This is a genomic window from Roseiflexus castenholzii DSM 13941 (genome assembly GCF_000017805.1).
Taxonomy (GTDB): Bacteria; Chloroflexota; Chloroflexia; order Chloroflexales; family Roseiflexaceae; genus Roseiflexus; species Roseiflexus castenholzii.
Map to the genome: position 1 here is coordinate 3,677,205 of NC_009767.1, position 17,605 is coordinate 3,694,809.

General features: G+C 60.4%; 12 protein-coding genes. 7 read left to right on the top strand and 5 right to left on the bottom strand.

What is annotated here, in order from left to right; translation table 11 throughout:
• Positions 1–66 precede the first annotated feature (66 nt).
• The 4 genes from RCAS_RS14635 to RCAS_RS14650 all read right to left on the bottom strand — a co-directional run bounded on the left by RCAS_RS14635 (position 67) and on the right by RCAS_RS14650 (position 5,155).
• Positions 67–1,257, bottom strand: a complete 1,191-nt coding sequence (locus RCAS_RS14635; protein ID WP_012121332.1) for an ABC transporter substrate-binding protein — start codon at positions 1,255–1,257, stop codon at positions 67–69.
• A gap of 865 nt (positions 1,258–2,122) precedes the next feature.
• On the bottom strand, positions 2,123–2,983 hold the full coding sequence (locus RCAS_RS14640; protein ID WP_012121333.1) for an ABC transporter permease: 861 nt from the start codon (positions 2,981–2,983) through the stop codon (positions 2,123–2,125).
• A 147-nt stretch (positions 2,984–3,130) separates the two neighbouring features.
• On the bottom strand, positions 3,131–4,039 hold the full coding sequence (locus RCAS_RS14645) for an ABC transporter permease (protein WP_012121334.1): 909 nt from the start codon (positions 4,037–4,039) through the stop codon (positions 3,131–3,133).
• 15 nt (positions 4,040–4,054) lie between these two features.
• Positions 4,055–5,155: an ABC transporter ATP-binding protein gene (locus tag RCAS_RS14650; protein WP_041332050.1), complete on the bottom strand. Its 1,101-nt coding sequence runs from the start codon at positions 5,153–5,155 to the stop codon at positions 4,055–4,057.
• 777 nt (positions 5,156–5,932) lie between these two features.
• Between RCAS_RS14650 and RCAS_RS14660 the strand changes: the two genes are divergently transcribed.
• The 7 genes from RCAS_RS14660 (at position 5,933) to RCAS_RS14695 (ending at position 16,299) form a co-directional block, all read left to right on the top strand.
• Positions 5,933–8,212: a choice-of-anchor Q domain-containing protein gene (locus RCAS_RS14660; RefSeq protein WP_012121336.1), complete on the top strand. Its 2,280-nt coding sequence runs from the start codon at positions 5,933–5,935 to the stop codon at positions 8,210–8,212.
• A gap of 276 nt (positions 8,213–8,488) precedes the next feature.
• A complete protein-coding gene (locus RCAS_RS14665; protein WP_012121337.1) occupies positions 8,489–9,064 on the top strand; it encodes a carboxypeptidase-like regulatory domain-containing protein in 576 nt (191 codons plus the stop codon).
• Positions 9,065–9,373: 309 nt separating this feature from the next.
• Positions 9,374–9,766 carry a fluoride efflux transporter CrcB gene (gene crcB, locus RCAS_RS14670; RefSeq protein ID WP_012121338.1) on the top strand — a complete coding sequence of 131 codons (393 nt, stop codon included), beginning with the start codon at positions 9,374–9,376 and terminating at the stop codon, positions 9,764–9,766.
• A 14-nt stretch (positions 9,767–9,780) separates the two neighbouring features.
• A complete protein-coding gene (locus RCAS_RS14675) occupies positions 9,781–11,067 on the top strand; it encodes a DUF190 domain-containing protein (protein ID WP_012121339.1) in 1,287 nt (428 codons plus the stop codon).
• Between the two features lie 230 nt (positions 11,068–11,297).
• Positions 11,298–12,977 (top strand): energy-dependent translational throttle protein EttA, encoded by a 1,680-nt coding sequence (gene ettA, locus RCAS_RS14685; RefSeq protein ID WP_012121340.1) that lies wholly within the window; start codon positions 11,298–11,300, stop codon positions 12,975–12,977.
• A gap of 125 nt (positions 12,978–13,102) precedes the next feature.
• Entirely contained in the window at positions 13,103–14,962 is a 1,860-nt protein-coding gene (locus RCAS_RS14690; RefSeq protein ID WP_012121341.1) for a phosphoenolpyruvate carboxykinase (GTP), read from the top strand.
• A gap of 218 nt (positions 14,963–15,180) precedes the next feature.
• Positions 15,181–16,299, top strand: coding sequence for a Gfo/Idh/MocA family protein (locus tag RCAS_RS14695; RefSeq protein ID WP_012121342.1), 1,119 nt, complete (start codon positions 15,181–15,183; stop codon positions 16,297–16,299).
• 369 nt (positions 16,300–16,668) lie between these two features.
• On the opposite strand, the gene RCAS_RS14700 is transcribed toward RCAS_RS14695, so the two are convergent.
• The gene (locus RCAS_RS14700; protein ID WP_012121343.1) at positions 16,669–17,514 is read right to left on the bottom strand and encodes an SMP-30/gluconolactonase/LRE family protein; all 846 of its coding nucleotides are present in this window, start codon (positions 17,512–17,514) and stop codon (positions 16,669–16,671) included.
• Between the last annotated feature and the right edge of the window lie 91 nt (positions 17,515–17,605).

Sequence of the window (17,605 nt, forward strand, 5' to 3'; positions counted from 1 at the left end):
CCAGGTGTGACGCCGCAGTCCCCCGAACATTGCGATGCCACACCCCGGCGTGGCACTGCAACGCCCCTACTCCCCTTTCACCGCCGTCCACAGGTCGGTGAAGGCGGCAGTCTGATCATTGCGTATTGCCCATTCCAACCGTTTCAGAACCTCATCGTTCGGGGCAAACCCTTCGTTATACAGGTCGATAATCTCCTGCGGCAGCAGTTTGATCGCCTCGACGTTCGGCGAGAGATAGCCAATGTATTCGGCGTTGCGCGCAGCAATATCAGGGCGCATCAGGAAGTTCATGAACACATGCGCCGTATAAGCGTTCGGCGAGTCGGCCAGGATGACCATATTGTCCATCCAGATCATGCCGCCTTCCTTTGGAATAACAAAGGCGATATCCGGGTTGCCGGAGAACTCGTCGCCCAAGCCGTTGCGCGCCTGCAATGCCGAACCGCTCCAGGCATGCGCAATCACATATTCGCCGCTCGCCAGTTTCCGGTTGACATCACTGCTGTTGTACCCGGCCAGGAACGGTTTCTGGGCGATCAACAGGTCCTGCGCTTTTTTCAGCGCCTCCGGGCTGGTTTCATTCAGTGAGTAGCCCAGGAATTTCAGCGCCGCGCCGGGTGTTTCGCGTTCATCGTCGAGCATGCTGAACTGACCGCGATAGCGCGCGATCTCCGCCGTGTCGAACAGCACCGCCCAACTCTCGACGCCGTTGGGGAAGGATTGCCGGTTGTAGGCGATTCCAGTAATGCCGTACATGTACGGCACAGAATAGACATTCCCCGGATCGAAATATTTATTGAGCAGGTCGGGATCGATGTTCTTCAAATTGGGCAGCAGCGACTTGTCAAGTTTTGCGATGAGTCCGTCACGCCACATGATCTCAACCGCATAGTCCGATGGCGTCACAATGTCGTACCCGGAGCGCCCGGCGCGCACCTTGGCGAGCATATCTTCGTTAGCGTCGAAGAGGTCAACAATCACTTTGACGCCATACTCTTTCTCAAAATCTTCCAGGATTGAAGGATCGACATAATCCGTCCAGTTGAAGAATCTGAGTTCACTCGAGAGCCGCGAGCGATCAACCTGCAACTCGTCACCTGTAGACGGTTGCGCCGGAGGAGCAGTCGTCGGCTCGGTTGTCGCGCCGCCGCTGCCGTATTCATTGCCGGGGCTGCCGGTCGGCTGCCCGCCGCATGCTGCGAGTGTCAGCAGCACGGCGAGCAACAGCGCAATGAACCTGGTGCGTCCTTTGAGCATCTTTTGTTTCCTTTCTAACCGTTCCCACGTTCAACGTTCAACATTCAACGCGCGACGACCACCTTCGCCGACGTTGCAACGTCGTTACAGTCTCATCCTCTCGCCTCCTCGCCTCTCCCCTCGCGCCTCGCCACAAATGCGAGATAAATCTCGCGCTACGCCATCGTCGGGTCCCTCTCCCCTCTCCCCTCTCCCCTCTCCCCTCTCACCTCCTCGCCTCTCCCCTCACGCCTCGCCACAAATGCGAGATAAATCTCGCGCTACGCCATCGTCGGGTCCCTCTCCCCTCTCCCCTCTCCCCTCGCACCTCCCGCCCCTCGCCTCTCCCCTCGCGCCTCGCCACAAATGCGAGATAAATCTCGCGCTACGCCATCGTCGGGTCCCTCGCGCCTCTCCCCTCTCCCCTCTCGCCTCCTCGCCTCTCCCCTCGCGCCTCGCCACAAATGCGAGATAAATCTCGCGCTACGCCATCGTCGGGTCCCTCTCCCCTCTCCCCTCTCCCCTCTCCCCTCTCACCTCCTCGCCTCTCCCCTCACGCCTCGCCACAAATGCGAGATAAATCTCGCGCTACGCCATCGTCGGGTCCCTCGCGCCTCTCGCCTCACCCCTCGCACCTCCCGCCCCTCGCCTCACCCCTCGCGCCTCGCCACAAATGCGAGATAAATCTCGCGCTACGCCATCGTCGGGTCCCTCTCCCCTCTCCCCTCTCACCTCCTCGCCTCTCCCCTCACGCCTCGCCACAAATGCGAGATAAATCTCGCGCTACGCCATTGTCGGGTCCCTCGCGCCTCTCCCCTCTCCCCTCTCCCCTCTCACCTCTCGCCTCCTCGCCTCTCCCCTCGCCTCCTCGCCTCTCCCCCCCCATTCATATCTCCCGCCGACGCTGCACGAATTGCGAGAGGAACACCAGGGTGATCGACACCAGCAGCATCAGGGTCGAAATGGCGTTGATCTTCGGCGTAATGGCGCGTTTGACCTGTCCGTACACTTCGACCGGCAACAACGAGACGCCGGAGCCGGTGGTGAAGAAGGTGATCACAAAATCGTCGAGCGAGAGGGTAAACGCGAGCAGCGCTCCGCCGATCACACCCGGCATGATGAGCGGCAGCGTAATATAGCGAAACGTCTGCCACTCATTTGCGCCAAGGTCCTGCGCCGCTTCTTCCAGACGCATGTCGAACCCCTTGAGACTGGCGCGCACGACAACGACCACGAATGAAATCGTGAAAGCGATATGCGCAATAGTAACCGTCGCCAGACCAAACTGCAAACGGATACCGAACAAGGTTTCGAGCAGCCCAAAGGAGAAAGCGAAGAACGCCAGCAGCGCCAGCGCCATCACGATCTCCGGGATAACGATAGGCAGATAGAGGAGCGCGTCGAAACCGGTGCGCCAGCGAAAGCGGTAGCGCTCCATCGCCAGCGCAGTCATCGTTCCAATAATCGTCGAAACCACAGTCGATACCAGCGCCACAATGAGGGTGTTCATCGCCGCTGTGAGCAGGCGCTGATCGGCAAGCAGCCGCGCATACCAATCGAAGGTGAACCCCGTCCAGCGCACGCCGAAACTGTCGCGCGTGAATGAGAAGAGCACCAGCACCACGATGGGCGCATAGAGGAACGCCAGTGTCAGGACGGTGTGCATGCCGAGCGCCAGCGAACCGAGAGAACGGCGGCGCTCACCCCCGACGACACGGAGCGATTGTGTTGTTTGGGCATCGATCACGTTCAAACCCCTGAACAGATGAACAGATGAACAGATCAACGATATACCACCCAAAAGACGACCACTTCACCGAACGAGCGGAGAGCGCCTCTGCACTCTATTGCTATGGTTCAGCCTGCAAATCAACGAAAAACGCTCAAAGACGACTTAACGGTCCTCCTCCGTCGTCACCCGAAAATAAATGATAATCGCCACCGTCAGCACAATCATGAAAACAATCGCCATAGCCGATCCGAGCGGCCAGTTCGGCGGGTTTGAGCGAGTAAACAGGCGTTGCAGCAGATTTCCAAGGTAATCGACCTTCGCCCCGCCAAGCAGATCGGACACTACGAACTGCCCCACCGTCGGAATGAAGACCAGCACCGACCCGGCGGCCACTCCCGGCATCGTCAGCGGCAGCATTACCCGCAGAAATGCGCGCACCTGATCGGCGCCCAGGTCTGCCGCCGCTTCCATCAGAGTGAAGTCGAAGCGCGCCAGCGATGCGTAGATCGGCAGCACCATAAATGGCAGGCTGCCATAGATCAGCCCAATCAGCACCGCGCCTTCGGACGGATAGAGCGCGACGCGCGGCAATCCCAGCGACTGAATGGCGCTGTTGATGATGCCGTTATTCGAAAGAATGAGCATCCAGGCATAGGTGCGCACCAGAAAGTTCGTCCAGAACGGAATCAATATCAGAAACAGCAGTACGGTGCGCCAGCGTGGCGGACGACGAACAATGGAGTATGCCAGCGGATAACCGAGCGCCAGACAGATGAGCGTCGTCCACACACCTGCCCAGATCGAGCGCCAGTAGGCGTTAACGTACAGACTTTCCGTGAATAGGGTGCGGTAGTTGTTGAGCGTGAAGGTCCACTCGATGCGCCCGCCGGGTCCGTTGGTCGCAAAACTGTAGAGCACAACGACCACGAGCGGCAGGGCGAAGAACGTCACCAACCAGAAGAGACCGGGGAAGAGGAGCAAGCCGAGTTGCAATCGTTCGCTACGGCGGAGAAGAGCGGCAATCTGCCCTTCGCGTGGTTGAGAGTCAGACGCAAGCGTATCAGCAGCCATCGTCACCTCGCGCTCTTACTCTGTCAGGATGATGGCATTTTCTGCGGGCCACCAGAGATACCCGGTTTCGCCGGGTTGCCAGTAGGCATCACGGTCGAGCGTCGAGCGGCTGTTCTGTTCCCACAGGTCAAACAGGCGGGCGCCCAGGCGCACATCGATCCGGGTATCGCTCCCGATATACGCCACGCGCTCCACCCGCACCTGATGACAGTTCGGCGTGCCGGGCGGAGGCGGTTGCACCGACAGGAACGCTTTCTCCGGGCGAATGGAAAGGGTGACGTTCGTTGCAGGAGGGACCGGACGGATCATCTGACCGCGCATGGTCAACCCATCATCTGATACAATCGTTGCAATACCGCCAGACTCCACCGACTCGACCTTCCCCTCGATGAAATTGGTTTCGCCGATGAAATCGGCGACAAAGCGACAGACCGGACGCTCGTAGATCTCGGTCGGCGTGCCGATCTGCAAGACTTTCCCGGCATTCATAACGGCAATGCGGTCGCTCATCGTCAGCGCCTCTTCCTGATCGTGCGTGACGTAGATGAATGTAATACCGACGCGCTCCTGGAGACTTTTCAATTCGAGCTGCATTTCTTTGCGCAGTTTCAGATCGAGCGCGCCGAGCGGCTCATCGAGCAGCAGCACTTCAGGGTGATTGACGAGCGCGCGCGCCAGCGCCACGCGCTGCTGCTGCCCGCCGGAGAGTTGCCGCGGTCGGCGCGCCGCGTAGTCGCCCAGGCGCACGAGTTCGAGCGCCTCGGTCACCCGCCGCGACATGTCGGCCGGCGGCGTCTTCTTCATGCGCAGACCAAACGCGACGTTCTCCGCCACCGTCATATGGGGGAAGAGCGCATACGACTGAAAGACCGTATTAACGTTGCGGCGAAAGGGTGGCGTGGTTCCAACCGATTTGCCGTGGAGGAAGATTTCACCCGACGTGGGAAACTCAAACCCGGCAATCATTCGCAGGGTCGTCGTCTTGCCGCAACCGGAGGGACCGAGCATCGAGAAGAATTCGCCGTCACGGATCTGCATTGAGACGTGATCGACGGCGCACACGTCGGCGAAGCGTTTGACGACGTTGCGCAGGTCAACTGCTATTCCGTTGTTCATGGCGCGCCCAGGCAGCATGGTTCACGATAAGCACGTCATCAAACAGTGCAGATGGAACGATGTCAACTCAAGAGATGGCTTTCGCGTTCACAGTATCCTGCTTGCGTTGAGTAATCCGCACAATCCCGAATCGAACGTTCTGGCGAACGGCGTCGTTGCCGCGGAGACGGAGCGCAGCCGTAGCGACAGGCTGATGAAGCGGAACGAATAGTTTTCTTATTATATCATAAAAAGACGCTGTGCCGCCAGGGGATTGAAACGCCGGGTGGACGACGGCATTACCGTCGCCCACCCGTCTCAATGTGCCCGGAACCAAATCCCCCGGAGATCTTCCCGACGCCTGCCGTCGTGCTGAGTGCAGTCGCCGCAACGCTGAGCGGAGCGAAGGGAACGCATCTCGTTCGCCTGCCGTTGAGAAGTGCGCTCGTTGGTCGGCAGGAGGAATCCGCCCGACGACACGGGTTTGGAAGCGTGGTTCACTTGTCTGCTGGCGCCTTTGTGGTTCGATTGATCGTGTATACTTGCACAAGATTCTGCGCGCGGACAATGCACTGACGGAAGGGGGTGACGCCGGCAATATCTCTGGATGTTGATGCCTCTTGAACACGGATGATGCATGCATTCATCGGCGCCTTCCTCTGCGGAACTGCTGCTGCCTCTGTAGTGCTGTGTGGACGTCTTTGAAAGGCATTGCTTCCGGTCCAACGCCCAATCCACAACACCTGACGGCTCCAACTTGCGACTCGACGTTTCAGACAGCATTACCAGGAAGGCAATATGCACCATTCCAGAGCATTCTCCCTTGCGACGATCTTTTTCGTGATCACGCTCGCCGCAGGCTGGCTGCTCTCCGCACCCTCTAGTCGCGCGGCGACATTCACGATCCCATGCGGCGATGTGACGGCGCTTATCACCGCTATCACCACTGCCAATAGCAATAATCAGCCTGACACGATCGCACTCGCTGCCGGCTGCACCTATTCACTGACGACGGTTGACAATACCGTCGGTGGATCGGCAAATGGATTGCCGGCGATCATCATCGATAGCGGCAACCCGACGAACAGCCTGACGATCAACGGCAACGGCGCAACGATTGAGCGCGCGGCGGGAAGTCCGTCGTTTCGCTTGCTGTATCTCACCAACGTTGCTGTGACGATCAACGACCTGACCTTCCGCAACGGATTTGCCGAGGATGACGAAGGTGGCGCAATGCGGGCGCGCAGCCCCGATCTAACGCTCAATCGCGTCACCTTCGAGGGCAACCGCGCGACGTATGACGGCGGCGCGCTTGTTGCGCGCGACTCTAACCTGACGCTCAATCGCGTCACCTTTGAGAGCAATCGCGCAGGGTCCGATGGCGGCGCGTTGTACACGGTTAGCGTGATGGCGAACCTATCAGACAGCATCTTTCGCAACAATCAGTCGGACGCGAACGGCGGCGCTATCGCTTTTCGCGTCGACGGACCCGGACAGGCGACGATCAAAGGTTCGACCTTCAGCAACAATCAGGCAGCCAGCGACGGCGGCGCCATTGCTGCGTTCCACGAGATAACCGTTCAAAACAGCACATTCAGCAACAATCAGGCAGACGGCGACGGCGGCGCGGTATTGTCGAACGAAAGCGCCGTTGTTGCTTACACTACGATCACCGGCACGCAAACCGGCGGCGACGGGGCACTGAACGGCAGCATCACCCTGCGCAGCGCCCTGGTCGCCGGCAATACCGACACATCTACATCACCGGGCAACTACCCCGACATTGCCGGTTCTATCGCCAGTGACGGCTACAACCTGATCGGAAATGTCGGCGATTATGATTTCTCCGCGAACACCACCGGCGATCAGTATGGCGATCCCAATGGAACGACCATACCAAACAGCGGCGCGGTCGAGTCGCCGACGCCAATTGACCCGTTGCTCGCGCCGCTCGCCAACAATGGCGGTCCCACACCGACGCATGCGCTGCTGGCAGGTTCACCCGCACTCAACCGCATTCTGGGAGGGACCAATGACTGCGGCGTCGCCATCGCCATCGATCAGCGCGGCATTTCCCGACCGCAGGACGGCGCCTGCGACGTTGGCGCATTCGAGGCGATACCTGCGCCCGAAATCGTGGTGTACAACGGTCCTGACACGAGCAGCCCGGAACTGACGAACAACCAGACCACGGCTGTGGACTTCGGCGCCACGACAGTCGGCGCGCCCATCAGTCGCGTGTTCGCCATCCGCAATACGGGAACCGCGCCGCTGACGCTTGGCGCGCTGAGCCTCCCATCCGGCTTTGCAGTCGTCGGGGCGTTCCCCACCGGACCGGTCGCTCCCGGCGCAACGGTCACATTTACGGTGCAACTGACGGCGGTTGCCGCCGGGGTGTTCAGCGGCACGCTCTCCTTCGTCAACGGCGACGCCGATGAGAACCCGTTTCAGTTCCCGATCCGCGGCGTTGTGACGGCTGCGACGCCAACGCTTCAGCAGACATACCTGCCGCTCATTGTGCAACCAGGGCAACCCGACCTGATCATCGCCGGCATCGAGATCATTCCCAACCAGACGAGTTTTACAGCCGGTCAACCGGTGGAGATTCGGGTGACGGTGAAGAATGTCGGCACTGCGCCGGCAGGATCATTCTGGGTCGATCTCTACCTCAACCCGGACCGCCCGCCGCAGATCAACGACCTCTGGCACGACCGTTGCGCGCTACGCCCATGTTTCGGCGTCGCCTGGGGTGTGACACAAATCCTGCAACCGGGAGAGCAGATCACGCTCAGCACCGGCGGCGGGTATGATCCGCTCCGCTCCTACTGGCTGGGGTGGCTGGCAAACGGCACAACGACGATCTACGCCCTGGCGGATAGCTGGAACACGAGCGGCGCGAGCGGCGCCGTGCGCGAGTCGGACGAAACGAACAACCGTGGCGTGCGCGACGGTCTGACTGTTAGTGGCGCAAACCCGCCAGCCCCGCCGTGGAAGCCGTCCGTGCTGACAGGCGCAGCGCAGGAGTCGCTTCTGCCCGAACGACCGGCGTATGATGGGACGTTCCGCGCTGAACGTTGAACGTTGCCGCTTGAAGGTTCTATAGGGAGAGACACGGGAAAGGCGCCCCGGTGTGGGCGCCAGACGAAGAAGGCACGTGATCCGTTGGGTTGTTGCTCAACCTCCGCCCACCTTGCGCCCCGGTGTGGGCGCCAGACGAAGAAGGCGCGTGATCCGTTGCCTGTGCGAAAGATCACAGGAAGGTGAAGCGTAGCGCGGGGGGTGGAGGGGAGGCGAAGGTGTTGCGCGTTGAATTGACGTTCGATACAACCCATAACAAGCACAGGTGATCATGCAATGAACTTCAGGAAACTTACCGCCAGCGCGTTGATCATCGCAGGAGCGTGGCTGCTCCTGTGGAGTATGGGATCACGCTTTGATCTGTCGCGTTCGGCGCAGGCGCAGGAATTGCCGCCCCGCCCGACGCTGACGCCGGTTGCTCCTGCGGAAGAGCCGCGTCGTGAGCCACGCCCCGGTCGCATTGTCGGCACAGTGATCGATCTGACGACCGGCGCTCCGGCTGCCGGAGTGACGGTGCGCATCAATAGCGACGCATTGACCACCGACGCAAACGGCAACTACGGGCGCGAGAACCTGACGCCGGGAACGTATGTCGTGGACCTGATCATTCCGCCTGAGCGTGGAACGCCTGCCCAGGGCGCGATCACGATCACGCTGCCAGAGGGAGAGACAGCGCGGCAGGACCTCGCCTTCTACGGTCCGCCTCCAGCGCCAATGCCATCAGCGGAAACCGCGCCTATGCCGCCGGCAGCGCTGCCGGTCACCGGCGCATCCGACGACGCGGCGTGGCTGGCGGCGCTGGGGACGCTGCTGCTGGCAGGCGGAGGATTCCTGCTGCGGCGCGCAACGTAAACGTCGCCCATAGATGGCAGGCAGGCGCGCCCCGGGTGGACACCCAATCGTCGAGGCATCCCTGAGAACGCCCAATGGTCGGCGCGCCCCCCGTAGGCGCCCATGTGACGGCAACGCAGCCCTGCCGCGCGCGAGAAACCGCTTGACGTAGCTGCGCCATAGTAATACAATATCTGAAGTCACGCGATGAGGCTCGCAGAATGCCGCGCGCCGGCTGATAGCCTCTACGGAAAGGACCACTCCGGTCTGCCGTAGAGGTTTTTTGTTTGAAGAGGAGAAGCGCCTGTGAAACTGGTCGGGAGACGTATCATGGTGAATAGCGCTCTTCTGAATGCCATCGCCATTGCTGTGGGAGCGGCAATCGGCGCCAATCTGCGCTACAGTCTGTCGCTCTGGGCAGCCCAACGCTGGGGCGCATCGTTTCCGTATGGTACACTGATCGTTAACGTGATCGGCAGTTTTCTTATTGGATTGGTGCTGGTTCTGGCGACTACGCGCCTGAATCTGAGCGACCTGGCGCGCCTGCTGATCGTCACCGGACTGTTGGGCGGATTCACGACGTTCTCAAGTCTGAGTTTCGAGACCTATTCGCTCATTGTGAGCGGCAGCTGGCGGGTGGCGGGCATTTACCTGGCGAGCAGCTTCGGGCTTGGCATGGCCGGCGTCTTCCTGGGCGCCGGTGTTGCGCGGCTGCTGCCGTAGCAAGGAGGAACAACGTGGATCTGAGTGGTCATGCACAGCAGGTCTGGATTTTTCTGGGCGAAAGCGATCAGTGGCACGGACGTCCGCTCTCGTTGGCGCTCCTCGAAATGCTCAAACGCAACGGCATCGCCGGCGGCACCGTCCTGCGCGGTATTGCCGGGTATGGCGCGCACAGTTTCATTCACACAACGTCGCTCGTCGAACTGAGCAGCGACCTGCCCGTTATCGTAACGTTCGTGGATCGCCCTGATCGTGTGGCGCGGGTCATGCCCGAAATCATGAGCATGGTGCGCGAAGGGCTGATCACCACGATACCGGTCGAAGTGCTCAAATACACCTCGCGTGCCGTTGGTCCCTTCCCAGCGCACCTGACCGTCGCCGACATTATGAGCCGCCAGGTAGTCAGTGTGCGTCCCGATACGCCGATTGCCGTGATCGTCGAGTTGTTGATCGACCGCGCTCTGCGATCGGCGCCGGTTGTCGATGCAGAGAATCGCGTCGTAGGCATCATCACCGACGGCGACCTCCTCACCCGTGGCGCCACCGAACTGCCGCTGGCATTGCAGCGCGAACTGTCGTTGGCGGAGCGCGCCGCCGCAGTCGAAATACTGGCGGAACGTCCACATACCGCCGCCGACCTGATGACTCCTGATCCGGTGACGCTACCGATGACAACGCCCCTGGCGGAAGCAGCGGCAATTATGGCGGATCGTGGCTTGAAGCGCATCCCGGTAGTCGATGAGCAGCATCGACTGGTCGGCATGGTCAGTCGCTATGATCTCCTGTCTACGGTCGCTGAAGGGCTGCGCCAGCGTCCTGCAGAACCGGTCGTGCCATCCGGCGGCGCGCCACAGACCGTTGGCGACATCATGATGACCGGCATTCCGACGGTGCGCCCGGATACGCCGCTGGCGGAAACCCTCGACCACCTGCTCGAAACCGACAAACGCCGCGTTGTCGTCGTCGATGAACATCACCACGTCGTCGGAATCATCAGCGATGGCGACGTATTGCGGCGCGCGGCGAAGCGGGTGCGTTCCGGCGCACTGCGCGCCCTGGCTGCCTGGTTTGGCGGCGGCGCCCGCCCGCCGGGTCTCGAAGTTGCAGCCGAAGGACGCACCGCCGCCGATGTGATGACCAGTCCGGTGGTGACGCTGCCAGCCGACGCGCCAATCACGGAAGCCGTCCGGTTGATGATGACGCATAAGATCAAGCGCATCCCGGTCGTTGACGCCGACAAACGGTTCGTTGGCATGGTCGGGCGGGCAGGGGTGCTGGCGGCGTTGAGCCGGAGAACATGAGGTCGGTCACCGCAGACGCAGGCGTGTGATCTGTCCGTTGCATTGCAAGAGCACCATCACCCCTTTCCCGATCCTGCAACCTGTGCTAAACTGGTGCGGTAGCAGAACCACTGTTGTGCATCCTGCACCGATCGTCTCCGCTTCCGTCCAGAACAGGCGCAACTGCCTTCCATAGGTAACACGGTATCCGCAAAACCCGGCGCGCGCCGGGCATAATGTGAGCATGCACAATGACTGATGCCAACAAGATTATCTATTCCATGATCCGGGTCGGCAAAGTTGTACCGCCGAACCGACCGGTGCTGAAGGATATTTCGCTCTCCTACTTCTATGGCGCCAAAATCGGCGTTATCGGACTCAACGGTTCCGGCAAATCGACCCTGTTACGCATTATGGCGGGTGTGGACCACGATTTCTTCGGCGAAACCGTCATCGCTCCGGGGTACACCATCGGTTTTCTGGAACAGGAACCGCGCCTCGACGACACGCTCACCGTCCGCCAAACGGTCGAGCAGGGGGTGCAGCAGATTGTCGATCTGTTGCGGCGCTACGATGACATCAACGAACGATTCAGCGATCCGGACGCCAATGTGGACGCGCTGATCGCCGAGCAGTCGGCATTGCAGGAGCAACTCGACCATCTTGACGCTTGGGACCTCGACAGTCGCCTGGAACTGGCGATGGATGCGCTGCGCTGTCCGCCGGGCGATACACCGGTTGCCGTGCTGTCGGGCGGTGAACGACGGCGTGTTGCCCTCTGCCGTCTGCTGCTGCAAAAGCCGGATATCCTGCTCCTCGACGAGCCGACCAACCATCTCGACGCCGAGTCGGTCGCATGGCTCGAACGGCACCTGCAAGACTATCCGGGCACGGTGGTCTGCGTGACGCATGATCGCCGGTTTCTGAACAATGTCGCCGAGTGGATCCTGGAACTGGATCGCGGGATGGGTGTTCCCTGGCGCGGCAACTACGCATCGTGGCTGGCGCAGAAACAACAGCAGATCGCCGCCGCTGAAAAAGCCGAAAGTCAGCGGCAGAAAACCCTGACGCGCGAACTGGAGTGGATCAACACAGCGCCGCGCGCCCGTCAGACGAAGAGCAAGGCGCGCATCGCCGCCTATGAGCAACTCCTCAGCCAGAGCGCCGAACGCGCCGAGCGCGACCTGGAAATCTACATCCCACCCGGTCCGCGTCTCGGCGACCTGGTGATCCGTGCTGAGCACGTGACGAAGGCATATGGCGACACATTCCTCTACGATGACCTGACCTTCGATGTGCCGCCGGGCGCGATTGTCGGTGTGATCGGACCAAACGGCGCCGGCAAAACGACCCTCTTCCGCATGATCACCGGTCAGGAACAGCCAGATAGCGGACGGCTAATCGTCGGTCCGTCGGTGAAGTTAGGATATGTCGATCAGAGCCGCGCAACGCTGAACCCGGATCGCACCGTCTGGGAAGAAATCTCTGGCGGCGATGACGTCATGTTGCTCGGCAATCGTCAGGTCAACTCGCGATCCTACGTTGCGCGCTTCAATTTCACCGGCGCCGATCAGCAGAAGAAGGTCGGAACCCTCTCCGGCGGTGAGCGCAACCGGGTGCATCTGGCAAAGGTGTTGCGTTCGGGCGCGAATGTGTTACTACTCGACGAACCAACCAACGATCTCGACGTCCATACCCTGCGCGCGCTCGAAGACGCACTGATCAACTTCGCCGGGTGCGCGCTGATTATCTCCCACGACCGCTGGTTTCTTGATCGGGTGGCGACCCACATCCTGGCATTCGAGAATGAGTCGAGCGTACTCTGGTTTCCTGGAACCTACAGTGAATATGAAGAAGACCGCCGCCGTCGCCTTGGCAAGGCAGCCGATCAACCGCACCGCGCGGTATATCGCCGTCTGACGCGCGGGTGAGACCTGTTGCCGTTACCAATCCTTCTCTGCGCGTTGCTCAACCATTACCGCCCCATGGTGAGGGTTAAGGTAAAGTTGCGTTATCGTGATGTGTTGCACGGGATTGCAAGAGGAGGAGTCTGCCCATGGAAACGTCTGTCATGGAAGTGCCTGCGTATGTCACGAACGAGAAACTCATTCGTTGGGTTCAGGAGATGGTCGATCTGTGCAAACCGGATCGTGTCCATTGGTGCGATGGCTCCAAGGCGGAGTACGATGCGCTTTGTGAGCAACTCGTTCAGTCGGGGACGTTTACGCGCCTGAATCAGGAGAAATGGCCCGGATGCTTCCTGGCGCGATCCGACCCCAGCGATGTGGCGCGTGTCGAGGATCGCACCTTTATCTGTAGCGTTAGCCGCAATGACGCGGGACCGACCAATAACTGGATGGCGCCCAGGGAGATGAAGGAGACGCTCATCCCGTTGTTCGACGGATCAATGCGCGGGCGCACCATGTATGTCATTCCGTTCTGCATGGGTCCGATCGGCTCGCCGCTTGCTCAGATCGGCGTCGAGCTGACCGATTCGGCATATGTGGTCGTCAATATGTGGATCATGACGCGCATCGGCAAGAAAGTAATCGAGGCGCTCGGCAATAATGATTTCGTTCCATGTCTGCACTCGGTCGGCGCGCCGCTGGCGCCAGGGCAGAAAGATGTCCCATGGCCCTGCAATCCGACCGTCAAATACATCGTTCACTTCCCCGAAGAGCGGATGATCTGGTCGTATGGCAGTGGCTATGGCGGCAACGCGCTCCTGGGCAAGAAATGTCTGGCGCTCCGCATCGCCTCGGTGATCGCGCGCGACGAAGGATGGCTCGCCGAGCATATGCTCATTCTGGGAGTGAAGGACCCGAAAGGGCGCAAGACGTATGTCGCCGCTGCCTTCCCCAGCGCCTGCGGCAAAACCAACTTCGCCATGCTCATTCCGCCTAAACCTTTCCAGGAGGAAGGATGGGAAGTTACCACGGTTGGCGATGATATTGCCTGGATCAAGCCAGGACCGGACGGGCGGCTGTATGCCATCAACCCGGAAAGCGGCTACTTTGGCGTGGCGCCGGGCACCTCCTACGACACCAACCCGAATGCGATGGTGGCGCTCTCACGCAACACCATCTTCACCAATGTCGCGCTGACTCCCGATGGGGGTGTCTGGTGGGAAGGGATGACCAAAGAGCCGCCACCTGAGGCGATTGACTGGCAGGGGAAGCACTGGACGCCTGACTCTGGCAGAAAGGCGGCGCACCCGAATGCGCGCTTCACTGCGCCTGCCGCACAAAACCCGGCGATTGACCCCGACTGGGAGAACCCGCAGGGCGTTCCTATTCGCGCCTTCATCTTCGGCGGACGGCGGAGCATGGTGGTGCCGCTCGTCTATCAGTCGTTCAACTGGACATTCGGCGTCTACCTGGCAGCAACGATGGGTTCGGAGATGACCGCCGCTGCGTTCGGCAAGATCGGCGAAGTGCGCCGCGATCCGATGGCGATGCTTCCGTTCTGCGGCTATCACATGGGCGACTATTTCAACCACTGGTTGCAGTTCGGACGCACGATCCCCAACCCGCCGCGCATCTTCAGCGTCAACTGGTTCCGCAAGGACGCCGAGGGCAACTTCCTCTGGCCCGGTTTCGGCGAGAATATGCGCGTGCTCAAATGGATCGTCGAGCGCGCCAATGGTCGCGCGGTCGGCATCGAAAGCCCGATCGGCTGGATGCCGCGCTACGACGATATCGACTGGCGCGGTCTGGAGAACTTCAGCGAGGAGAAATTTACCGAGTTGATGGCGGTTGATCGCGATCAGTGGTCTCAGGAGATTCTGCTGCACGAGGAACTCTTCCTGAAACTCTACGACCGGTTGCCCAAGGAGTTCCGCTCCGTCCGTGATCTGTTGCTCTCGGCGCTCTGGCGCTCGCCGGAGCACTGGGATCTGCTCGATGGCGGTCACTGAGAGTGCGTGCGTTGTGACCCGAAGCGCGCAATGAGAAGCGGTTCCTTCTTCCATCCTGGCGGTATGACCCTCTCGATGTCTCTATCCAGAGCGTCACACCGTCAGGCTGCATCATCGACGGCATCCGCTTCGCGCGCTTTCCCCCGGCGCTCCCTCGCCTGTTTTTCACCTCTGTGATACAATCACGTTCTGCCCGCGATACTCTTTAGAGGAACACGATGCACGACACCGTCGTTCGTTTTGGCGTCGTTGGCGCAGGCAGCGTCGCCGTGCGCGGCTTGCTGCCGCACCTCAGTCAGCCCGATATGCGCGACCGCGTGCGGTTGGTTGCAGTGTGCGACCCGGCGCCTGGCCGCGCTGCGGCTGCCGCCGCACGATTTGGATGTGAGCACGCCTTCACCGACTACGACGACATGCTGGCTGCTGGCGTCGTCGATGCGATCACGATTGCAACGCCGATTGGTTTGCACTACGAGCAGGGACGAAAAGCGCTCGATGCCGGTCTTCACGTCCATTTCAACAAAACCATGACAACGACGGTCGCCGAAGCCAGCGACCTGATCGAACGCGCTGCTGTGCGTGGGCTTAAGATCGTTGCATCGCCCGGAGAGATGTTGCGTCCGCACAATCAGCGCATCAAACAGTTGATTGCCGAAGGCGCCATCGGCACACTCTGCTGGGCAGCATGCGGAGCAGCGTTTGGACGGTACCATGAGGAGGAGTCAGTTCGCCACGGCGCCGATCCGCTCACGAATATCGACCCGACCTGGTACTATCACAAGCCCGGTGGAGGACCGCTGTACGATATGACCGTCTACAGTCTGCATGCGCTGACCGGCATTCTTGGTCCTGCCCGGCGTGTAACGGCGCTGTCGGGCGTGCGCGTGCGCATACGCGAGTTCAGAGGCGCCTGGCACCCTGTTGACGCTGATGACAATACCCTGATCCTGATTGACTTCGGCGACAATCTCTTCGCACTGGCGTATGGCACGCCAGCCGGCACGCTGACTGAGGGATTCAGCGGGAGTTACTTCGGCACGACCGGATCAATTATCGGTCGCAAACTCAATGGACAACCCTTCGATTATCCAGGGCGCGCCGACGCGGAGGCGCACCCCCACGGCGATCAGATCCTTCTTCCCCATGTCGTTGGTGCGCATTGCGAGATCGAGGAACAACACGTATGGGAAGACATCATGCAGTTGATCGACTGGATACGTGATGGAATTCCTTCGATCGTCACCGCTGAACATGCGCGTCATGTCATCGAAATCATCGAAGCGGCGTATCGCGCCGCTGAGACCGGACAAACCCGGGAATTGCACACCACATTCTGATTCACTAGTACTATCGGTAGTGTTCCATATAGTACCAGTGTTTTCAGGAAAAAGATACCTTTGTATGATTGCCACGGCGCCGTGCATCACGTATAGTAAAAGCGTAGTCGGTCGTCAATGCACACAATCTTCCCAGCCGACTACAAGAGGACGCTCAGGCTCACGAGACTACTCACTCACGTCGCAGCCAGCAAATCCAGCCGACATCGCAGCCCGTCTCGCACCAACGCGCCAGCCCGCCTTACCAGGTACCAGTACGTTGCTACGCAGCGCAGGAGCCTGAGCACGAGCCGGACGATAATAGCCCTGGCAACCGCCGGGGCTATTATCGTTCTTGCCGCAGGTCTGATTCTTCACAACCCCACAGCATCAGCGCGGAACCGGTATGCCAGGCACCCGCGTGCGAACGCGGTAAAGCGATGTGCGTGCCGTGATATAGAGAGTCTGCCGATCGGTGTCGCCCCAGGCGCAGTTCGCCGGGCGCTCAGGGGTCACGATGACACCCAGCAACGTCCCATCTGGCTCGAAGACCCAGACCCCGGTTGCGCCGGTGACGTACAGATTCCCTTCACGATCAACTTTCATGCCATCGGGAGAACCGGGCTGCGGGTGATCCATGTCGGCGAAGATGCGTGAATTTGCCAGGCGCCCGTCGGGCAACACATCGAACGCCCGCACGTGGCGACGTGGCGAGTCATCAATGTACAGTATCGTCTCATCAGGCGAAAACGCCAACCCATTAGGACGGTCGAAGTCATCAACGAGCAGTTCGATGCTGCCGTCCGGCAATATGCGATACACGCCATTGCATGGTTGCTCGCGATCTTCAGGCGCAATGCCGTAGGGTGGATCGGTAAAATAGATCGTCCCATCCGACTTCACCACAACATCGTTCGGGCTGTTGAGACGTTTTCCGTCGTACCGATCCGCCAGGGTCACCGGTTCGGCGCCGGGTTTGGCGCGGGAGACGCGCCGGCCACCGTGTTCGCAGGCGATGATATACCCCTGCCGGTCGAGTGTGAGACCATTCGAGTTGCCGCTTGGCTCACGCCACACGGAGACGCCTTCGGTGGGATGCCAGCGGTATTGGCGGTTTGCAGGGATGTCTGAGAAAATCAGGAAGCCATCGGGATGCCAGACCGGACCTTCGGTGAACTCAAAGCCGCCGGCAATGCGTTCAGGATCGCCCGGTTCGATCAGGTGCTTCAGTTTCATGGCCAACGTCGTTTTCTTGTGGAAGAGAAGCGATTCCCTGCCTATAGTAGCACGCGCGCCCTGGACTGACAACACCCTGCGCGCTTGCACA